We start from the raw sequence: 16062 nt of genomic DNA on the forward strand, positions 1-16062 counted from the left end.
TGACCTTGTCGGCACGGAACCTGACCGCTGTGCGCCCGTCGCTCACGCATGGGTCAGCCGCGGGGTGTCGGCCAGCAGCGCCTGCGTGTAGTCCTGACTGGGGCGGTCCAAGACGTCCTCGACGGTGCCGTATTCGACGACTGCCCCGCTGCGCAACACCAGGACGTCGTCGGCGATGGCGCGTACGACCGCGAGGTTGTGGGTGACGAAGACCAGGGTCAGATCGTTGTCCCGACGCAGCTCGTCGAGCAGGTCGATCATCGATGCCTGCACCGATACGTCGAGCGCCGAGGTCACTTCGTCGCACACCAGAATCGTCGGATCACACAGCAAAGCACGGGCGATCGCGGCACGTTGGCGCTCGCCGCCGGACAGCGCACGGGGTCGTTCGTCGGCGAGTCGCCGCGACAGCGAAACCTGTTCGAGCGCTTCGTCTACCCGGGTCTGCGCCTCCGCACCACGTACCCCGAAGAAGTGGGCCAGCGGGACGGCCAGACTCTGCCGGATCGTCATGCGCGGATTGAGGGAGCGGAACGGGTTCTGGAAGACGTACTGCATCTGCCTGCGGGCGTCGGCCGGCCGAGACCGCGCCCGGCCCGCGAGGAGCTCCCCGGCCAGCCGCAGCTCGCCGCCGGATGGTTCGACCAGTCCGACCAGCACCCGCGACAGCGTCGTCTTACCCGATCCGGATTCACCGACCACTGCAAGACACCGACCGGCGTCGACGGCGAAGGACACACCGTGCACGACCTGAACCCCGCTGTAGGCGCACGTCACGTCGACGATCTGCACCGCGGGTGGGCCCGACGCCGGAGCGGCCGACCTGGGAGGGGCCAACGCCGACGTCACCGGTCCAGTGGGCAACAGGTTAGTTCGTTCACAGCGCACCTGTCGTCCGCCGGCCGAGGTGACGAGTTCGGGCACGCTGACGTCGCACTCTGGCGCGCGGTAGTCGCAGCGGGGCCCAAAGGCACAACCCTCGTCACGGGTGCCCGGCCGTGCGGCCACGCCGGGGATCGGCAGCAGTGTGCGTCGCGCGTCCATGTCGGGGATGGTGGCCAGCAGCCCCCGCGTGTAGGGGTGCCGCGGCGCCGCGAAGACCTCGGTGGCCGAGCCGGATTCGACGACCCGGCCTGCGTAGAGCACGACGACGCGGTCCGCCAGCCCGTTCACCACGGCAAGGTCGTGCGTCACGTACAGCGCCGCGACGTCGTGACGCTTGCACAGCTCGCGCATGGTGAGCAGGACGTGTGCCTGCGTGGTGACGTCGAGACCCGTGGTCGGTTCGTCGAGCACGATCGCCCGCGGCCGCAGAACGAAGGCCATTGCCAACACCAGTCGTTGCTGCTGACCACCGGAGAGCTGATGCGGGAATCGGGAGAGGAACTGGGCGTCAGCAGGCAACCGGACCTCGCCGAGCACCCGCTGCACCTGTTCGTCGAGTTCGGCGCCACCCACTGCGGGTTGGTGCACGAGCACCGTCTCACGCAATTGAACGCCGATTCGGCGGGTGGGGTTGAGTGCGGTGGCCGGATCCTGCGGCACGTATGACACCAGCCTGCCCCGGACATCGCGCAACGCTGCCGCGTCCAGGGCCAGAATCTCTTTGTCCGCCAACGTGATCGAGCCCGCGGTGATACCAGCACCCGATCTGGTGTAGCCCAGCAGCGCGGAGCCGATCGTCGTCTTTCCACTGCCCGACTCCCCCACCAGCGCCACGATCTCGCCGGCCTGCAGGGTCAAATCCACCGGTCCGACGATCGGCGCACCACCGCGCGTCAGACAAATCTCCAGTCCGCGAACGGACACCACTGGCGTCGCGGTCACGACCCGTTCTCCCGAGTCTTCGATCCGGTGACGATTTCGTTGATTCCGTCGCCGAAGGCGTTGGTGGCGAGCGCGAACAATCCGACCATGACGATGGGCAGCACACTCGCCAATGGCTGCAGGGCAAGGCCCGGTCTGTTCTCGTTGATCATGAGACCCCAATCCGCCTGCGGCGGTTGAATTCCAAACCCGAGGAAGCTGATCCCGGCGATCAGGCCGATCGACCAGGTCAGTACGGCACCGGTCTGCACGATCACTGGGGTGATGATGTTGGGAAGCACGTCGCGGGTCAGAATTCGCCAGCGGGCCACGCCCATCATCTCGGCAAGTTCGACGTACTCCTGCTCGACGACCTGAACCGTCGCACCGCGAACCAGTCTGCCCACCACCGGAACCCAGCCGATGGCGACCACAGTGACCAGCAACAGCGGGCTGTGGCCGAGCAGCGCCACGAACAGCAGCACCAAGACCAGGCCCGGGAATGCGAGCACCACGTCCATGGCCCACACGATGACGCGGTCCAACACGTTGCGCGAATAGCCGGCGATCAGGCCGACGGCGGTACCGAGGATCACGCCGATCACAGTGGCGGACAACGACATCGACACCACCGTGCGTCCGCCGTCGAGAACCCGTGACAGCACGTCTCCGCCGAGGTAGTCGGTGCCCAAGGGGTAGCCGGGCCCAGGGGCCTGATACGGCGCGCCGACGATGTCACTGGCCGCGTGCGGCGCCAGGAATGGTCCCACCAGCGCGATCAACAGGATCAGCAGCGTGCCGACACCACCGACGACGAGGCGGCCGTTGCGCATGGCCGCCGAAAGTCCCCGGCGCTCCGTAGCGGTGGCAGATGTCATCGTGCGTCCCTCGTCCGTAGTTTGGGCGTCAGCAACACCGTCAACAGGTCGGCGATCAGATTGAACAGCACGACACCGGCGGCGAAGATGAACGTGATCGCCTGTATCAACGGCAGATCGCGATAGGCGATGGCGTCGTTGAGCGCCCGCCCCAGCCCGGGATAGTTGAAGACGTACTCGACGACGACGACGCCGCCGAGTAGATAGCTCATCATCATCGCCGAGGCCTGCAGGGCGGGGACCAGCGAATTGGGCAGCGCGTGACGCCACACCACGGTCCGGGCAGGCACCCCACGCAGCCGCGCCATCGCGACGTATTCGGAGTCGAGTGCCTCGATCATCGAGCCGCGAACCAGTCGCGCGACGAACGGCACGGTAGTGATGAGCAGGGTCAGCGCCGGCAACACCACGAACTGTGGCGAGGCAAACGGACTGGCTCCCGGCGGTATCAGCGACGCAGCCGGAAACAGTTGCAGAACCGACGTCGACAAGACGATCAGCACGAGCGTGCCGACGACGAAGTCAGGCAGTGCCATCGTGGCGATGAAGGTGTTGGTCACCGTTCGGTCCATCAAGCTGTCTCGCCGGACGGCAAGAGCGATGCCCATGCCCATCGCCAACGGCACCATCAGCACCGACACCATCAGCAGCAAGGACAGCGAGTTATCGATCCGGGGCGCCAACACCGTCGTCACCGGTTGGTGTGAGGCTAGCGACTCGCCGAAATTGCCCTGCAGGACGCCACTGAACCAGATCCAGTACTGCTCGATGATTGGTCGGTCGAGGTGCAGTTTGAGTTGTAGCGCACGGACGAGTTCCGGTGTGGCAGTGCGCCCGAGGATCGCCCGAGCCGGATCCGACGGCAGCATCTGAGTGGCGAAGAAGACGATGAACGACACGAACCACAGCACCAGTGCGCCGGTCCCCAACCGACGCACCGTCCACCACAGCAGACCGCCGCGGCGACGGCCGCCGGCGGATCCGGCGGCTGGCACTGGAAGTTCGGTGTTCGGCGCCCCCGTCAGGACAGCCATAGGTCGGCGTAGTTGTAGATTCCCAAGCCGGATACGTTGGGCACCAGCCCGTTCAGCTTGGTGCTGTATCCGTCGAACGCGTCGTAGAAGCCGGTGATGATCAGCCCACCGGTGTCGTACTGGATCTGCTGCATGGCGAACGCCAGTTCCTTGCGCTTTCCGAAGTCCTGTTCCTTGACGGCCTGGAAGTACAGCGAGCTGAAGGCGTCGTCGTGGAAGAAGGTGAAGTTCTGCTGCGAGTCTGGACCGTCAAAGCTCTGAACGGTGCGCAAGTAGTCCGCCGGCGCGGAGACGTTCGGGGAGAAGAGGTAGGTGCCGTAGTTCGGTCCGTAGAAGCTGGCCGAATCGAGTTTGTCGATGACGACGTCCACCCCGGCCTGTTTGGCCTGCGCGGCGAACAGTTGCGACATGGACAGGACCCCCGTACCCAGGTCCCCGGTGGTGAGGGTGACCTGAAGATTCTCCGCACCGGCCTGCTTGAGCAGGAACTTGGCCTTGTCGAGATCGCGCACCCGGTCGGGCAGCGCAGCCGCGAAGATCGGATCATTCTGCGAATACAGGTCTTTCGCCAGTACTGCATGGCCCTGGAAGGCGCCCTCGTTCATGGCCGGGCGGTCGATCAGCAACCGGAAGGCCTGCCGGACCCGGACGTCGTCGAAAGGCGGCTTGTCGCAACGCATCTGCAAGGGGATCCAGCTGTTGGTCTTCTGCTGGAGCACGTTGACCCCCGGCTTGCCCCTGACGAGGTCGAGCAGGGCGAACTCCATGCTGTCGGCGGCGAGGATCTGGCCGTCCAACAGCGCGTTGACGCGGCTCGACTCGTCCTGGAACTCGACGATGTGCAGCTCGTCGCAGTACGGTTTGCCGTTCTGCCAGTAGTTGGGATGGCGCACGAACTGCGTGAGGCTGCCCGGGGTGAACTCCGAGATCTTGTACGGTCCGGTCCCGATCGGCTTCTCGGGGTCATACCCCCGCGGCACCAGCGCGGCGAAGCACATGATTTCGGGGAAGTTGACCAAACCGCTCTTCAGCTTGACGCGAAGCGTCAGATCGTCGAGCACCGTCGTGTTGGCCAGATCGATGCCGGCGGAGACGATCCCAAGGGCCGATCCGACCTCGGGACTCATTAGTTGCTGGATTGAGAACAGCATGTCGTGCATCGTCGCGGTCCGGCCATCGCTGAACTCGATGCCCTTCTTGAGGCGCAGCGTCCAGACGTCGAGTCCGGGATTGACGTCGTAGGACTCAAGCAGGAACGGCTTGATTTCGTAGTTCTCGTTTGGCGCCCAAAGCGTTTCGTACTGAGCGCGCCAACGCGAGAAGTCCGCGCCGGAGTTGATGTTGTACGCCGTCAGGCTGTCGGCGGTACTTCCGCCAGCGGTGCCATGAATCATGGTGCCGCCCCGCTTCGGCGGGCCGGAGGGCGGAGCCACCGTGGTCGCGAAGTTCGACGGGCCGGTTCCACCGCCGCCGCCGCAGGCGGACAGAACGGCGGCCCCACCGACGAGCGCGAGTCCGGTCAGCCCTCCACGTCGTAATAGTTCGCGGCGATTCAGATCCATCGCACCGACCTCGTTCGCTTGATCCACGTCGTTCGCATGAAATCAAGCTAGGTGCCCGAAACCGCACTGAGTTGTCGCTCACACGCCGGACCTTGTCCTGCTGTGGACGCTTCGCCCTTGGCGCTCAGCCCGCGGTCAGTGCCCCATGCCGAGATCGGCAGCCAAGTTGATGACGCCGTTGACGTCGCGACTCAACCGGTACTCCCGTGGTGACGTGCCATAGGCAGCCTTGAACACCCGGCTGAACCGGGCGGCGTCGATGAAACCCCAGTGCGCGCCAACGATGCTCACCGGTAACGACGCTTGATGCGGGTCGGCCAGGTCACGCCGACAGTGTTCGAGCCGACGGTCCCGGATGTAGCGGGCCACCGAGGTGTCCTCCCGGCGGAACAGCTTGTGTAGGTAGCCCGTCGAGATGTGCACCGAAAACGCCACCGCGTCGGGAGTGAGGTCGACATCGTGCAGATGTGACTCGATGAAGGACTTGGCCTGCACCAGGATGGCACCAGAGCCGCCTCGCGCAGGCTCGCGGTTGCCGCCGATCTGGTCGGCCAGGACCGTGCTCAACAGATCGAGGACGGTGTCGGCCACTCGTTGTGACTGGGAGGCGTCGACCTCGTCGATGTGCTCGACGAGCGACTTCAGCAGTGGCGCCACCAACGCACCCACCCCGTGCCGCCCGGACACCCGCTGCGCGGTCAGCGCCGACAACACCTCGCGCGGAATGCGCAGCAGCTGCTGCGGAAACATCAGCACCAACAGTTCGCAGGTGTCCTCGAAGGCCAGGGTGTAAGACCTGCTGGTGTCGTAAACGGCCAGGTCGCCGGGGGTGAGCGGAGCTTCCCGCCCGTCCTGCATGACGACGCAGTAGCCGCGCAACGGCACGCTGAGCTTGAAGAAGTCGCCCTGGGCAGCCGCGGCTTGTTTGGGCGTCCGGCGGGAAATGTGCGCGTCGGCGGTCACGTCGTAGGCCTGAAGTGTGCCGAGCGCACCGCCCCGGATGCTGCCCGCGAAGTCCACCGGCGACGACAGCGTCGTGTCCATCGGGACGAACGACTCCGATATCGAACTCCGCCAGAAGTCGGCCCGCTCGCGACTGGGCAGGTCAAGCGTCTCGATCAGAACTGACATCGGAACCTCTCTCGTGTCGGACGGTCTTTCGGCATGGCGTCGACCGATCCCCGTCCGACGAAGCCACTCGGGGCGAAAACCGGATGGTACCGCCGAACACCGGCTTCACCGCATCGATTCGGGCGAACAAGATCAGGCGTCTGTGCGTCAATCCGCTCGCCCGTCGGTGCACTAGACACAAGAGGCCACGTGGACCACGAAGGAGCGCCGCCGTGACCAAAACTGCCGATCCGCGCCGGGTCGACACTCTACATCGACGATCTCTTCGTCTAAACACGTTGACGGACAACGGCTTTGAGCGTCACCGCCGCGAGTGCCGAAATTCCGTCACCACCCGCCCGTCGACCCCGACATCCCGGCTCAGCCCATGACCAATCGAACGGAGCATCATCGATGACCAACGCCTACTCCCAAGCCCTGAGCGCCGACGCGCCGGTAGCGGTGGTGACCGGCGGCGCCAGCGGCATCGGATACGCCGTCGCCGCTGCGCTGGTCGAGCAGGGTTACCACGTCACGATCGCCGGGCGGCGGCCCGATGCGTTGGCGGAGGCCGTACAGAAACTGCAACTGATCGACGATCAGGCGCAGATCGACGGCGTCGTCACCGACGTCGGCAAGTACGACCAAGTGGACCGACTGTTCGCCGCCGTCGAGGAGAAGCACGGCCGCATCGACGCGCTGGTCAGCGCCGCGGCGGCACTGCACGTGGCACCCTTCGACGAGCTGACCCATGCGGATTGGTTGGAGATGGTCGACGTCGTGCTCAACGGCGCGGCGCTGGCCTGCATGCATGCCGCAAAGCGGATGAAGGCCCAGGGCGGTGGGCGCATGGTGCTGGTCGGTTCGGTGAGCGGCATGGTCAGTGACGCCGGACTCGCGCACTACAACGCCGCCAAGGCGGGTCTGCACTCACTGGGGCGCAGCCTCGCCGTCGACCTCGCGCCGTACAACATCACGGCCAATGTCGTCGCTCCGGGGTGGATCCGCACCCCCATGATCGCCGACTTCGTCGACACCGTGTCCGCCGAATGGCTGCGCCACATGAACCCGATGTCTCGGGCGGCCAGTCCCGACGAAGTTGCCAACCTGGTCCGCTACCTCATCATCGACGCTCCGACGTTCGTGACCGGGGCCGTCATACCCGTCGACGGCGGGCAGACGGCAATGAACCACTACCACTGACCATCACCACAGAGAGCGAACACATGAGCACCGACAGCACCACCGTGAGCGAGCAAAACCTCGGTCTAGGTGACAATTTCGCGGCGAACAAGGCCGAGCGCAGCGGCGATCTGGCCGGTCGCGAACTGGTCCTGCTCGCCGACGGCGCGCCGCGACTTCAGCTGCACTTCCACGACGACCGATCACTGAGCTGGTCGGTGGATGGCGGCGCGACCAAGACCGACGATTACGAGGCGCTCCTCGTCGACGACGGGCTGTACCTGGTCGCCGTCGACGAGTCCGGTAGCGAGCCCGCCGCCGCGTCCGCGGTGATCGTCGATCTCACCTCCGGGCACGCGGTATGGGTGCGCAACGAGCTGGGCCCGCGCGAACCCAACACCCCGACGGTCCGGCAGCGGACCGAGCACCTGGTGCTCGGCGGGACCGAGCCGGTCGGAGAACCTTTCGCCCCGACCACCGAACTGGCCGGCGTGCGAGCCATGTGGGTGTACAGCGAGCAAGACGTCTACGAGCACCTCTACCTCAACTCGGACTGGTACGTCTGGCACTGCCTCAAGGGCGCGGAATATCCCTTGGCCGACACCGACCCCTGCGTGGTCTACAAGTTGCGCGACCAGACCTACTTGTTGACGTTCTCGGAGAAGGTCATCACGATGGGCGCCTCGATGGTCCTCGACTTCGGTGCGCTGCGCTCGTATTGCGCAGCCTTCGGAAGCGAGTCCGACGCAGCGCCAACACACTTCACCTTCGGCGCCTACGGTCGGGTGCTGAGCAAGACCGAGTACCCGAACCCGCTGGCCGTCTGAGCGTTGCAACCTGGCCGAGCGGCGTCACTGCGCGCTCGGCCAGGGTGCCGTTGGCCGTCAGTCCAGTCGTCCCCGGATGACCGGTGCCATCGTGTGGTCAGAGCGCAACCGCACGATGCGACCCGGGCGGTAGCCGAATTCGTCTTCGGTTGCGGTGAGCCCGAAGTCGACGACGTACAGCCAGCCGTCGTGGATCAGGAAGTTGATCGGAACGCCGCCGACCGTAATGTGCTCCAGCGGTGTGCCATCGCGAGCGATGACGTCGATTCCGCCCCCTTCGAAGTTCGCGATCCACAGGTTGCCGGCACTGTCGACCTTGACCGCCTCGGGGGTGTGCCCGTCCGGCAGTGTCGTCACGTGTTCGGTTGAGCCGTCGCGCCGCAGTCGGCCCACCCGTCCGGTGTAGGACTCGACCCACACCACCGAACCGTCGGCTTCCACCACGACGCCGTTGGGAAAGGTGTGGCCCAGATCGGCCACGACATGGGCACTGTGGTCGGCGCGCACGGCGTAGAGATAGCCCCGGTCCGATCGCGTATCGGGATCCCAATGGCCGGAGTCGGTCATGTACAGCATGCCGTCGGCGCTCCAGGTCAGAGAGTTCGGTGCGGTGAAGTCCACACCATCGGCGGTGGTGGTCAACACTTCCACCTCTGTGCCGTCGGCACTGATCCGCTGCAGCGAGGGTGGCACGGACCGTGGCGCGCACCGGTTCGGATCGAGGTGGCCGCTTTGCGCAACGTAGTAGCGCCCGTCGCTGCCAAGCAGCACTCCGTATGGCCGGCCGCCCGGCACCGCGAAGGTGGCCAACAGATCCGGGTAGAGCACGCAGATTCGGCCGCTGTCGGTTTCGGCGAAGAGCAAGCCGCCGTCGGGAAGCATCTCCGGGCTCTCCGGATGCCACAGCGGTTCGGACACGATCTCCAAGTGCGGGAACGCATTCACAGGGCAACCTCCAGTAGCCGGCCCACCATCTGGGCTTCATCATCGGGCCGGTCATCGTCGTAGTCGCCCAAATCGGTGACGTACAAGGTCTTTCCGGAAAGTACACAGTTCAGGGGCAGGCCCCCGGTCTCGATCAGATCGATCTGGCGCCCCCGAGAATCGAGCACCACGATCCCACCGGCGAACAGCCCGGCGATCCAGATCGTGCCGTCCGCGCCGAGAAGCAGGGACTCCGGCAGCTGTTCTTCGGGCAGCGTGCACAGGACTTCGGGCACGCCGCCGGGGCGCAGGCGAATCACCCGATTGGTGTAGCACTCACACCACAGCAGCGTCCCCTCGGCGTCGACCGCGACGCCGCTGGGAAAGGTCGCCCCGGTTTCGGCTACGACGCGCCCCGTCCCGTCGGGGTCGACGGCGATGATTCGCCCCTGGTCGGGACGACGCTCCGGATCCCACGCTCCGGAGTCAGTCAGGTAGACCGTCCCGTCGGGCCCAAATGCCAGATCGTGTGGTGCGCAAAAGGACACGCCGGCGACGCCGGTCAGCACCGTCTGCGGCGGACCGGTGGCCGTGCCGTCGTCGCCGAGGAGAAGGCGCTGTAGCGCAGGTGTCCGTTGCCGCGATGACCGCCACTGCGCGGCCTGCCCGCCGTTCTGGGTGACGTACAGAAAGCCGTCGGGGCCGAACCGAGCTGCGTTTGGTCCGCCGCCTACGTCGGCGACCGTGGTGATGCCCCGAACGGCGTCCCAGCGCAGGATCCGACCTGTGTAGGTCTCGGCGAAGACCACCGACCCGTCAGCGGCGACATCCGGCCCCTGGGGATGGCCCAGACGCTCTGCGACGCATCGTAGTTGTGACATGTCCCCCACGATCGTCGCCCACGACGGCGCTCGTTTGACCGTGAGTCCTCTGTCGTTGACCATGCGTGGTCAAACCGTGATCGTGCCGGCACGGCCGTCACCGACTACGCAGCGGGAGCCCGCGGCTTGCGAAAGACGACGACGTCCTTCCACCGACTCCCACGGGCAATGGCCAGCTCGAACCCGTGCGGTTCGGCCAGCGCGCGCAACTCGGTCAGAGTCAACCGATCCGGATCGAGGAACGATTCGTGGAAGATCAGCACTCCCCCGGGCTTGACGATCCGCGCCAGCGACCGAAGGCACGCGTCCTTGTCGGGCACTTCACCGATGACCTCGGCCAGGAACGCGGCGTCGAATTGGCCGTCGACAAAGGGAAGTTCGGCGTCCGCGCTCCCCGCGTGATAGTCCACGTTCGTGTGCCCGGCACCGTCGAGCTTCCTGCGCGCCTTGTCCAACATCTCGGGTTGGATGTCAAAGAGAACCAGCCGTCCGGTGGTGAGCCGTCGAGCGATCTCGACGCTGAAGAACTCCGGCCCTGGTCCGATCTCCACGACGCTTTCGCCACCATTGAGACCGATCGCGTCGATGCTAGCCGACGAATTCTCCAGCGCCCGCCGCAGCGGGTTGTCCAGCAGCCCGGCTATCTGATGCGGATAGGGGAAGTCACCAATTCTCTTGCACATCAATCTCCGTAGCGACGGCCCGGGCATCTCGATCCGCATTCGGGTTGCACACAACATAGCCGCCGACGAGCTCTCCGTGGGGTCCACGTCGTCGCTAGAGCCGACGGTGAGACCCGACCCGCGGCCACCCCTCTCGACCCGCGCACACGAGAGGATCGCATGGCCGTTCCCACGTCGAAGGACGAGCTTCTCGCCGCTGTCGAGAAGACCTTCGCTCAGCTCAGCGGCGACCTCGACCGGGTTCCACCCGACGCCGTACGGCAGCCCGTCCTCGAGGGACACGTCAAGGACATCACGATGACTTCAGCGGATCTGGTGGCCTACCTGCTCGGCTGGAATCAGTAAGTCCTCACCGGCATCGGCGCCGCGCCGCGGGTCTGCCCGACGAGCTTCCGGCCGCCGGAATCAGGTGGAACGAATTCGGCCTTCTCGCCAAGCGCGACTACGCCGAACATCACGATTACGACTGGGACGGCTTACGCGCCCAACTCGTCGAGGCCAAGGACCTGATCCTCGCCCTGGTTGAGGGATAAACCGACGACGAGCTCTACGGCGCGCCCTGGTAGGGCAAGTGGACCATGGGGCGGATGATCTCGCTCAACACCTCGTTGCCCTATGCCAATGCGCGCGCCCGCATCCGAACCTGGCTTCGGAACATGGTCCGACGTCAACCGCTGGTGCGCTGGGCCGAGATCCCCGGCGCCGGTCACTACGTTCACGACGACGATCCCGCCGCCTTCGTCGACCTGGTGGCCCACTTCTTGGCCTGAAACGGGTTGTCCGGCAGTCCGGTCAGCTGACGCGGATAACGGAAGGCGCGCCTGGTCTAACCGGGCGGACGGTAACCCGCCGCCGAGTCGCGCAGGCGCGAGATGTCGGCCGGGCACAGGATTCCGACCGCATACGACACAACGTAATTGGCCGATTGCTCGTCGTCCGGGAACACCTCGCGCTTCACGTCGCTCAGCACGTCGGCGTACGCGACACCGTGTCGGACCTTGTCACACGTGGCCCATCCGTACCCGAGTGCGTCGCCGTTGGGGAAGTCGAAGTGGCGTCGCACGAGGACGTTGTACACGTATTCCACCTCTGGTCCGGGAACTGCAACCGCTTGCGGCGCAACGCACATTCCGATGACCGCCATCGTGGCCACTGCGACTGTCACGGTGACCGCCCGTGGTGGGCTCGGCGGCACGGTCACAGGACTCCTCCGCGCGCGCATTCCACCAAGGCAGATGCCAGTGATCGCCGTCCCCCACGATCCAGGTTCGCGGAGCGGTTCATCAGATTTGTCTGGCGCCGGAGGCCGCAGCCCACATTCACCCAACTACGCTGAGAGCCAAGCGGCTTCGTCCAATCATCGACCTGAGTACCAATACCCATGGCGAAACTCCCTGTTAGCTGGTCGAATACGTGCGATGGCTACACACAGCCGAACGCGCAGACATCTGGCAGCGGCAGGTCCTCGGGCAGTGGTGCCCCTGGCCCCGTTGGCTGCAGCCGCGTCAGATCGAGGTTGTGGTCGAGATCTGGAGCGATTGGCATGAATCGGCAGAGGAAGGAGACTGCCAATTGGCACGGGTCGTCGGCCGGAGCGCCGTCCTCCTGAGCCCACGTGCCCTGACCGACGACCTGCCCCCCGGACGCGTCGGCCTTCGCTTGCACCGTGTTCCACAGGCACAACCCGAGGATGACGACGAGTACCGCCCTAAGCAGTCGCAGGACTGGACGGATGGGGTTCTCCATGGGGTGCGCCTTCCTACCCGGGCGTATGGATCTCGAGAATCTCCGCCATGCGGCGTGACACCGTCTGTAGCGCCTTGAAGGGGCGCACCAAGACCTTGAAGGACGTGATCTGCCCGTCGATGTTCCAGTGCACGACGTCGACGCCCTCAATCTGCATGCCGTCGATCTCGACGGCGAATTCGAGCACGGCGGAGGATGTCTCGGACCATTCCGCGACATAGCGAAAGTCGGTACCGGTAAACAGCTGCTCGGCGGCCACCAGGAAGGTCTTCACCGTCGACCGACCGTGCTTGGGCGCGTGCACCGCCGGTGAGTAGAAGACGACCTCGTCGGCAAGGAGCGAATCGAGGAGTTCCGTCCGGCCGCTCCGCATGAAGTCGTACCAACGCTCGATCGTGGGGGCGCTCACGACGCCACCGATGCAGCGGCAGGGACCACCATGTCTGCGAGTCGACCCTCGATGAGATGCTCGGCCTCCTCGGCGATACGCCGCACCAGTTCCGCCACGGTGGGAACGTCGTGAATCAGGCCCATCGACGTCCCGACCCACCAGATGCCGGCGTCGAGGTCACCCGTCTCGTAGACCGCACGTCCGCGGGCCCCCGATACGAGATGACGGACGTCCTCGAAGGCGCCACCCTGGTCGAGGATCTCGACGACCTCACGCGAAACGGTATTGCTGGCAACACGACCCGTGTTGTTCAGGCTGCGGAAGATCAACTCGGTCCCCCGTTCGTCGCCGGCCACGATCGCGTCCTTGACGTTCTGGTGAATGCCGGATTCGACGGTGCACATGAACCGCGACCCCATGTTGACGCCATCGGCCCCAAGGGCCAGTGCGGCCACCAGACCGCGGGCGTCGGCGAAACCGCCAGAGGCGATCATCGGGATCTCGATCTCCTTGGCCGCGGCCGGAATCAACACGAGGCCCGGGACGTCGTCCTCGCCGGGATGACCCGCACACTCGAAGCCGTCGATGCTGATGCCGTCGACCCCCAGGCTCTGCGCCTTGACCGCGTGCCGCACCGAGGTGCACTTGTGCAGCACCTTGACTCCGTTGTCGTGGAACATCTTCAGGTGGGGCGCGGGGTTCGAACCCGCGGTCTCCACCACCGTTACACCCGCGTCGACGATGACCTGGCGGTACTCCTCGTACGGAGGGGGTTTGATCGACGGCAGGATCGTCAGGTTGACCCCGAACGGCTTGTCCGTGAGCTCGCGACACTTGGCGATCTCGTTGGCCAGATCGGCGGGGGTCGGCTGTGTCAGCGCGGTGATGAACCCGAGCGCACCGGCGTTGGCCACGGCCGCGACCAGTTCCGCGCGGCCCACCCACTGCATGCCACCCTGCGCGACGGGGTGCTCGACACCGAACACCTCGGTGAACTTCGTGGTCAAAGTCATTCGCCTACCTCACTTCTCATCGGACTCTCTTTGCTCATCGCGGACCCATGCGGATCGCACCATCCAGGCGGATCACCTCGCCGTTGAGCATGGGGTTCTCGACGATGTGCACCGCGAGCGCGCCGTACTCGTCGGGATCGCCGAGCCGAGCCGGATGCGGCACCTGCTGCCCCAACGACCTCCGCGCCTCCTCGGGGAGGGAGGCCAGCATCGGCGTCATGAACAACCCCGGCGCGATGGTGACGACGCGAATCAACTCGCGCGCGAGATCGCGGGCGATCGGCAGGGTCATGCCGACCACGCCGCCCTTGGATGCGGAATACGCCGCCTGGCCAACCTGTCCCTCGAATGCCGCCACCGACGCGGTGTTGACGATGACGCCGCGCTCCTCACCGATGGGTTCGGTCCGGGCGATGCGCTCGGCGGCCAACCGGATCACGTTGAACGTGCCGATGAGGTTGACCTCGACGACCTTTCGAAAGTCGGCCAAGGGAAACGGTCCCGAACGGCCCAGCGTCTTGACCGTGTTGACCACACCGGCGCAGTTGACCACGATGCGCAGCGGCCCAGCCCCTTCCGCGACGTCGAGTCCGGACGACACCGACTCCGGATCGGTGACGTCGACCTCGGAGAAGCTCGCCCGCGCACCGAGTGCAGTCACGACGTCCTTGCCCTTCACGTCCAAGACGACCACGGATGCACCGGCATCCAGGAGACGCTTCGTGGTGGCCAGCCCCAAGCCGGAGGCTCCTCCTGTGACGATCGCTACGGCATCCTTGATCTCCATGTACGTCCTTTCGCTCCCATGAGCCACGCCCGTGGTGAGTCGTCGAGTGGTGCTACGTGCGCGCCAGGTTGCGCGCGATGACCAGGCGCTGAATCTGGTTGGTGCCTTCGAATATCTGAGTGATCTTGGCCTCGCGCATGTAGCGCTCGACGCGGTAGTCGCGGGTGTACCCGGCACCACCGAACACCTGCACCGCGTCGGTGGTGACCTTCATCGCCGCGTCGGTCGCGACGAGCTTCGCGACGCTCGCCTGCGCCGAATACGGGCGGCCTTCATCGCGTCGTCGGGCGGCATCCAAATAGGTGGCGCGCGCGCTGACCACGGCTGCCGACATGTCGGCGAGCATGAATCCGAGTCCCTGATGATCGATCACCCTGCGGCCGAACGTCTCTCGCTCGCTCGCGTAGCGAACGGCCTCGTCGAGGGCGGCCTGGGCCAACCCGACGGCGACGGCGGCGATTCCCAGGCGACCGGCGTCGAGGGCACCGAACGCGATGGGCAAACCTTGCCCCTCGGCTCCCACTCGCCATTCTTCGGGTACGAAGACGTCGTCGTAATGCGCAGTCGTCGTGGGCACTGCGTGCAAGCCCATCTTCTCCTCCGGGCTGCCAAAGCTGAGTCCCTCGATACCCGCCGGAATGTGGAAGCACGAGACACCCCGCGGACCGTCACCGGTCCTGGCGAACAGGGTGTAGAAGTCGGCGATGCCGCCGTGGGTGATCCACGCCTTCGCACCGTTGACGCGATAGCCTCCGGCGGTTCGTGCCGCCCGGCACGTCAGCGCTGCCGGATCGGAACCAGCCCCGGCCTCCGAAAGGCTGTATGCGCCAACCGTGGAGCCACCCAGCATGCTGGGCAGCCACTGCCGACGTTGGTCATCGGTACCGAATACGACCATGGGGTTGCACGCCAGGCTGTGCACGCTGACGGCCACCGCCACGGCGGCCCATCGCGACGCGATCTCCTCGAGCACTTGCAGATAGACCGCATAGGGCAACTCACCACCACCCCAGCTCGCCGGGAACGGCAGGCTTAGCAGCCCTGCTGCTCCCAGCGTGGCGAACACCCCTTCGGGGTACGTCTCCATCGACTCGTGCTCATCGACGATCGGGGCAAGTACCTTGTCGGCGATGGTGCGCGTGAGCTGGATGAGTTCCCCTGCTTCATCGCTTGGCAGCAGGCGGTCGACGGTCACCGAGTGCTCCTCGGACGTGAAATGAGTGCTGGCACTGGAACAG

At 65.7% G+C, this 16062-nt stretch carries 17 protein-coding genes and 1 pseudogene; 4 read left to right on the forward strand and 14 right to left on the reverse strand.

The window, feature by feature from the left end:
* Positions 1 to 42: 42 nt before the first annotated feature.
* The 5 genes from B1790_RS13305 to B1790_RS13325 form a co-directional block, all read right to left on the reverse strand.
* A complete protein-coding gene (locus B1790_RS13305) occupies positions 43 to 1827 on the reverse strand; it encodes an ABC transporter ATP-binding protein (RefSeq protein ID WP_079923658.1) in 1785 nt (594 codons plus the stop codon).
* A complete protein-coding gene (locus B1790_RS13310; RefSeq protein WP_079923659.1) occupies positions 1824 to 2684 on the reverse strand; it encodes an ABC transporter permease in 861 nt (286 codons plus the stop codon). Before B1790_RS13310 ends, B1790_RS13305 begins: the two co-directional genes overlap by 4 nt.
* Positions 2681 to 3679: an ABC transporter permease gene (locus B1790_RS13315; protein ID WP_198951992.1), complete on the reverse strand. Its 999-nt coding sequence runs from the start codon at positions 3677 to 3679 to the stop codon at positions 2681 to 2683. Before B1790_RS13315 ends, B1790_RS13310 begins: the two co-directional genes overlap by 4 nt.
* Before the next feature lie 26 nt (positions 3680 to 3705).
* On the reverse strand, positions 3706 to 5280 hold the full coding sequence (locus B1790_RS13320) for an ABC transporter substrate-binding protein (protein WP_142271287.1): 1575 nt from the start codon (positions 5278 to 5280) through the stop codon (positions 3706 to 3708).
* A gap of 135 nt (positions 5281 to 5415) precedes the next feature.
* Complete coding sequence (locus B1790_RS13325; RefSeq protein ID WP_079923661.1) at positions 5416 to 6411, reverse strand: helix-turn-helix domain-containing protein; 996 nt, start codon at positions 6409 to 6411, stop codon at positions 5416 to 5418.
* Between the two features lie 393 nt (positions 6412 to 6804).
* Between B1790_RS13325 and B1790_RS13330 the strand changes: the two genes are divergently transcribed.
* Both B1790_RS13330 and B1790_RS13335 read left to right on the forward strand, forming a co-directional pair.
* Positions 6805 to 7593, forward strand: coding sequence for an SDR family NAD(P)-dependent oxidoreductase (locus B1790_RS13330; protein WP_079923662.1), 789 nt, complete (start codon positions 6805 to 6807; stop codon positions 7591 to 7593).
* A gap of 23 nt (positions 7594 to 7616) precedes the next feature.
* Positions 7617 to 8399 (forward strand): MoaF C-terminal domain-containing protein, encoded by a 783-nt coding sequence (locus B1790_RS13335; protein WP_079923663.1) that lies wholly within the window; start codon positions 7617 to 7619, stop codon positions 8397 to 8399.
* Positions 8400 to 8456: 57 nt separating this feature from the next.
* Here B1790_RS13335 and B1790_RS13340 read toward each other — a convergent pair whose 3' ends face one another.
* From B1790_RS13340 to B1790_RS13350, 3 genes are all read right to left on the reverse strand, one after another.
* Positions 8457 to 9344, reverse strand: coding sequence for an SMP-30/gluconolactonase/LRE family protein (locus B1790_RS13340; protein WP_079923664.1), 888 nt, complete (start codon positions 9342 to 9344; stop codon positions 8457 to 8459).
* Entirely contained in the window at positions 9341 to 10204 is an 864-nt protein-coding gene (locus B1790_RS13345) for an SMP-30/gluconolactonase/LRE family protein (RefSeq protein WP_158083818.1), read from the reverse strand. Before B1790_RS13345 ends, B1790_RS13340 begins: the two co-directional genes overlap by 4 nt.
* A 104-nt stretch (positions 10205 to 10308) precedes the next feature.
* Entirely contained in the window at positions 10309 to 10887 is a 579-nt protein-coding gene (locus B1790_RS13350; protein WP_233165092.1) for a class I SAM-dependent methyltransferase, read from the reverse strand.
* Between the two features lie 159 nt (positions 10888 to 11046).
* Between B1790_RS13350 and B1790_RS35645 the strand changes: the two genes are divergently transcribed.
* Positions 11047 to 11232, forward strand: coding sequence for a ClbS/DfsB family four-helix bundle protein (locus tag B1790_RS35645; RefSeq protein ID WP_255407271.1), 186 nt, complete (start codon positions 11047 to 11049; stop codon positions 11230 to 11232).
* A 59-nt stretch (positions 11233 to 11291) separates the two neighbouring features.
* A pseudogene (locus tag B1790_RS35650) lies at positions 11292 to 11657 on the forward strand (ClbS/DfsB family four-helix bundle protein).
* A 56-nt stretch (positions 11658 to 11713) separates the two neighbouring features.
* Here the strand turns inward: B1790_RS35650 and B1790_RS13360 are convergent.
* From B1790_RS13360 to B1790_RS13385, 6 genes are all read right to left on the reverse strand, one after another.
* Complete coding sequence (locus B1790_RS13360) at positions 11714 to 12088, reverse strand: DUF732 domain-containing protein (protein ID WP_233165093.1); 375 nt, start codon at positions 12086 to 12088, stop codon at positions 11714 to 11716.
* A 221-nt stretch (positions 12089 to 12309) separates the two neighbouring features.
* Complete coding sequence (locus B1790_RS13365; RefSeq protein ID WP_079923667.1) at positions 12310 to 12633, reverse strand: hypothetical protein; 324 nt, start codon at positions 12631 to 12633, stop codon at positions 12310 to 12312.
* 13 nt (positions 12634 to 12646) lie between these two features.
* On the reverse strand, positions 12647 to 13042 hold the full coding sequence (locus tag B1790_RS13370) for a nuclear transport factor 2 family protein (RefSeq protein WP_079923668.1): 396 nt from the start codon (positions 13040 to 13042) through the stop codon (positions 12647 to 12649).
* Positions 13039 to 14037: a nitronate monooxygenase family protein gene (locus tag B1790_RS13375; RefSeq protein WP_079923669.1), complete on the reverse strand. Its 999-nt coding sequence runs from the start codon at positions 14035 to 14037 to the stop codon at positions 13039 to 13041. Before B1790_RS13375 ends, B1790_RS13370 begins: the two co-directional genes overlap by 4 nt.
* A gap of 34 nt (positions 14038 to 14071) precedes the next feature.
* Positions 14072 to 14824 carry a 3-hydroxyacyl-CoA dehydrogenase gene (locus B1790_RS13380; protein WP_079923670.1) on the reverse strand — a complete coding sequence of 251 codons (753 nt, stop codon included), beginning with the start codon at positions 14822 to 14824 and terminating at the stop codon, positions 14072 to 14074.
* 52 nt (positions 14825 to 14876) lie between these two features.
* The gene (locus tag B1790_RS13385) at positions 14877 to 16019 is read right to left on the reverse strand and encodes an acyl-CoA dehydrogenase family protein (RefSeq protein ID WP_079923671.1); all 1143 of its coding nucleotides are present in this window, start codon (positions 16017 to 16019) and stop codon (positions 14877 to 14879) included.
* Positions 16020 to 16062 lie beyond the last annotated feature (43 nt).

This window comes from Mycobacterium sp. AT1, from assembly GCF_002043095.1.
Lineage (GTDB): Bacteria > Actinomycetota > Actinomycetes > Mycobacteriales > Mycobacteriaceae > Mycobacterium.